This is a genomic window from Thermoflexus sp. (assembly GCF_042408365.1).
GTDB lineage: Bacteria > Chloroflexota > Anaerolineae > Thermoflexales > Thermoflexaceae > Thermoflexus.
The window spans coordinates 1-3,678 of record NZ_JBHOQJ010000063.1 but is presented as its reverse complement, the minus strand read 5'-3'; the positions used below and the strand labels follow the sequence as shown (position 1 = coordinate 3,678).

3 protein-coding genes and 1 pseudogene are annotated in these 3,678 nt (G+C 62.3%); 2 read left to right on the top strand and 2 right to left on the bottom strand.

What is annotated here, in order from left to right; genetic code table 11:
* Nucleotides 1–428 (top strand): annotated as a pseudogene (locus ACFMO5_RS02865) (hypothetical protein); the annotation flags it as partial.
* 46 nt (nt 429–474) lie between these two features.
* Here ACFMO5_RS02865 and ACFMO5_RS02860 read toward each other — a convergent pair.
* Both ACFMO5_RS02860 and ACFMO5_RS02855 read right to left on the bottom strand, forming a co-directional pair.
* Nucleotides 475–1,173 carry a sortase gene (locus ACFMO5_RS02860; protein ID WP_376791264.1) on the bottom strand — a complete coding sequence of 233 codons (699 nt, stop codon included), beginning with the start codon at nt 1,171–1,173 and terminating at the stop codon, nt 475–477.
* A 259-nt stretch (nt 1,174–1,432) separates the two neighbouring features.
* Nucleotides 1,433–2,254 (bottom strand): hypothetical protein, encoded by an 822-nt coding sequence (locus ACFMO5_RS02855; RefSeq protein WP_376791263.1) that lies wholly within the window; start codon nt 2,252–2,254, stop codon nt 1,433–1,435.
* A 444-nt stretch (nt 2,255–2,698) separates the two neighbouring features.
* On the opposite strand from ACFMO5_RS02855, the gene ACFMO5_RS02850 reads away from it, so the two are divergent.
* Nucleotides 2,699–3,678, top strand: a 980-nt coding sequence (locus ACFMO5_RS02850) for a glycosyltransferase (protein WP_376791262.1), incomplete at its 3' end; no start/stop codon positions are given.

Sequence of the window (3,678 nt, the reverse complement as noted above, 5' to 3'; positions counted from 1 at the left end):
AGGACCTGGCGCGAGGGGTGGCGGAGGTCGTGGTGACCGATGGCTTCACGGGGAACGTGGTGGTCAAGCATTTGGAGGGCTCCGTGTCTTTCCTGCTCCGCTTTTCGAAGGAGCAGCTCGCCGATGGGTGGATGGATCGGCTGGGGTTGGCGCTGGCGTTGCCGGGTCTGCTCCTGGCGGCGCCTGGGCTGCTGTGCCTGATTCCCAGCCTTCGACGGATCTTGCAGCGCCTGGATTATCGAGAATACGGGGGAGCGCCCTTGTTGGGGGTGGATGGCGTGGTCGTGATCGGGCATGGGCGCTCGGACGCGAAAGCTGTGAAGAACGCGATCCGCGCGGCGGTTCAGGCGGTGAAGGGCCGGATGCTGGAGTCGATCCGGGTGGGCCTGGAGTCCATCGGGGTTCCGCACGCCGCGGGGAATCCGTAGAGAGGACAAGCCCGGGGCGCCCGGAATTGTGCATGCCGTCGGCGAATTACTCTGAGCGATTTTGTGGGCTCTCGGGGGAGGAGATCGGTCGGGCGACCAGGATCAGCCGGTGGGTGTTGCTGGTGTAGGGCCAGCAAGTGATCAATGTCAACCGCTCATCTTCCGTGGGTTGGATCCAGCGGGCGTTGGCCAGCCGCTCCCGAAGCGGACGGCCGCGTTCTGGGATGATATGTTTTTCACGCACCTCGTAGATGAAGACACGATCCCCGGAGTATACCAGGATCCGATCGCCTGGCTTCAGGCGGACGAGGTCGCGGAACACTTCCCCATATACATTGTGATGGCCGTTCAGCACGGTGTTCCCCGGCATCCCCAGCGGGGCCGAGGTCCGATGCCACCCCGCCGCAAAGAAATTCGGGGTCTCCCACGCCCGGACGGTTCGGTTTCCCATTCGGACTTCTCGAAAGCCGACCGGGACCACCGGAGCATCCAGGCCGATCGCCGGAATCACGATTCGCTGGGGAATCCACTTCTGAACGGGTGTGGGGGTGAGCTGAGGATTGTCCTCGAGCGGCTTCGGCTCTAGGGCGGGCGCCTGCTCCGGTTGCTCCCTCAGCCGGGGGATTTCCAACCCGGCGGGTTGGGAGGCAAGCGCAGCCTCCGATGGCGCAGTTTGGAGCTCGCCCGCCGGGCGTGGATGGATCGTGAGGATCGCCCCGGTGAGCCAGAGCGAGAGCAGGAGCATTCCGCTGCTCTTGAGCAATGGAAGCGATAAGGATCGATGTGAACGGCCGCTATGAATTCGAGCCATGAACGTTATCCCAGTCGGTGGATTCGCCTTCTCAGGAGAGGGGGAGGGGCTCCATCCCCCTTCCTCCCCCTCCCCACGGCCCTTGAGGCCATGGGGAGGGGGAGGAAAACTATTCTGGGGGAGGAGCCGAGCGCTCTTGGCGCCTGGCTCCTCCCCCAAAGCCCTATGAGGAAGCCAGCTGCGCAGCTCCTATTTATGGATTATGGGCGCGCCATGTCAGCACGATATGAGCAGCCAGCCCAAGTCCGAAGAAGAGCATGCTCAAACGGGCGAGGAGAAGGCTCCACCCCGATGGCCCTCGAGAGGCGATGCCGGTCACGGGGAGGAGAGCAGGCGTTTCCTCGGATGGATTCGGCGGCGGGTTCACCGCCGGAGTTGAAACAGGCACCGGAGGATAGACAATCGGGGTTGGGGTGGGTGCGGGCTGTGTGGGTGTGGGGACGGGTGGCTCCACCTGTGGGGTGGGGGTGGGTGTAGGCCCCCCCGGTGTCGATGTGGGCACGGGCTGTGTGGGTGTGGGGGTGGGGGTGGGCGGCTCACAGGACGGACCGTCGATCTGTCCGAATACCGGATCCCGGCCCGCTTTCACCGCCACCTGGGTGGTGCCGATCGCAAACCAGCCGCTCAAAACGAATGTATATAAACGAGGCTCATCTGTAGTTCGCAGCGGCTGTTCCCATTTGATCCCCCACAAACCGGTGGTGGGATCCTGCCCCACGCTCCCGGGCGGATCGCTGGAGAGAACCTGATGGTTGGTGCAAAGCGCCAATACCCAGTGGCTCAGGTCCTTGGAGGCGGAAACGGGCTTAACCTCATAGCTCCATGTGGAAGTCTGATCTGAATTGTAATCGACCCCCAAGAATGTGATCTGATAACCATCCAATACGATCGAGGTTCCGGCCATTACAGGGGTGACAAGCCCCTGAAGGATCATACTGATGCCCAGGCTCATTAACCCCAGGAACCAGGCAAGGTTCCGAAGACCCTTCCACTGTCGGACATCAAGGCCTTTCATGGCGACTCCAATAGTTAAGTTTTTCTGACTAATTTGACCACTTGTCTTATTCCGTCACTTATTAAACCGTGATATGAAGCTCCATATCGTAAGGATTTCGTAAGAAAAGGGGCTTGATCCTGGGGGATAGGACCAAAGTTCTATGTCATAGGGGGAATCTGAGGAGGGCTCGTTCCTATTCGGTAGAAATCCCAATCGATAATGTTCGCTCTGCGTGGCGGGGCGAGGGAGGGGATGGGGATGCGCTTGGCTGAGGTTGAGCAACGGCTTATCCTTGGAGGAAGAAGCCTTCCGACCCACGGCCCGAAGGGCCGTGGGAGAAAAAGCTTTTGGAAGTGGGCCGGGCGCCTTTGACCCCCGGCTCGCCCCCAACTCCCCAGGGGACCAAAATCAAAAATCAGATGCGGATGAAGCATGACCACCATGCATAGGGGAGTTTTTTCAATGGGGCGGGTTTCCGTGATCGTTACGGTTAAAAACGAAGCGGGCTCCATTCAGGAGCTCCTCGATTCCTTGGCGCTCCAATCCCGTCCTCCCGATGAGGTGATCGTGGCCGACGGGGGATCGACGGACGGGACGTTGGAGCGCCTGCGGGCGGAGCGGCGGCTGCCCTTACGGGTGATTGAGGCCCCGGGCACCAACATCGCTCAGGGGCGCAATCGGGCCATCGCTGCCTCCCAGGGGGAGATCATCGCGGTGACCGATGCGGGGGTGCGTCTGCATCCGCATTGGCTGGCCCACTTGATCCGTCCCTTTGAGGAGCGGCCGGAAACCGTAGTCGTGGCGGGGTTCTTCCTTCCGGATCCCCGCACGCCGTTTGAGGCGGCGATGGCCGCCACCGTGTTGCCGGAGCTGCGCGAGATCCGTCCGGGCCGTTTCTGGCCCTCCAGCCGTTCCATCGCTTTCCGGAAGACGGCGTGGGAGGCGGTGGGCGGCTATCCGGAGTGGCTGGATTACTGTGAGGACCTGGTGTTCGATTTCGCCCTATATGAGCGGTTCGGACCCTTTGTGTTCGTCCCCGAAGCGGTGGTCTACTTCCGGCCCCGTCCGACGCTGCGGGCCTTCTTCCTGCAGTATTACCGGTATGCTCGGGGAGACGGAAAGGCGGACCTCTGGCGGCTGCGCCACGCGATCCGCTACAGCACCTATCTGGGCCTGATCCCGGCGCTGGCCGGGCTGAGCCTGGGCGTTCATCCCTTGTTCGCGCTGGGGTATCTGTTGGGCGCCTGGCTTTACCTGCGGGTTCCATATCGCCGCTTGTTCCGGCTTTGGAAGGGCTATGCGTGGCCGGATCGGATCCGCATGGCCCTCTGGATCCCCTGGATTCGCGTTTGGGGGGACCTGGCCAAGATGTGCGGCTACCCGGTGGGGGTGTGGTGGCGCTGGCGCCACTTCCGGGGGTTCTATCGACCCCGCGGCTCCAC

Excerpts from the sequence above, each read along its gene's own strand:
- ACFMO5_RS02860 (WP_376791264.1), bottom strand. The coding sequence starts at position 1,173 with ATGCTCCTGCTCTCGCTCTGGCTCACCGGGGCGATCCTCACGATCCAT.
- ACFMO5_RS02855 (WP_376791263.1), bottom strand. The coding sequence starts at position 2,254 with ATGAAAGGCCTTGATGTCCGACAGTGGAAGGGTCTTCGGAACCTTGCC.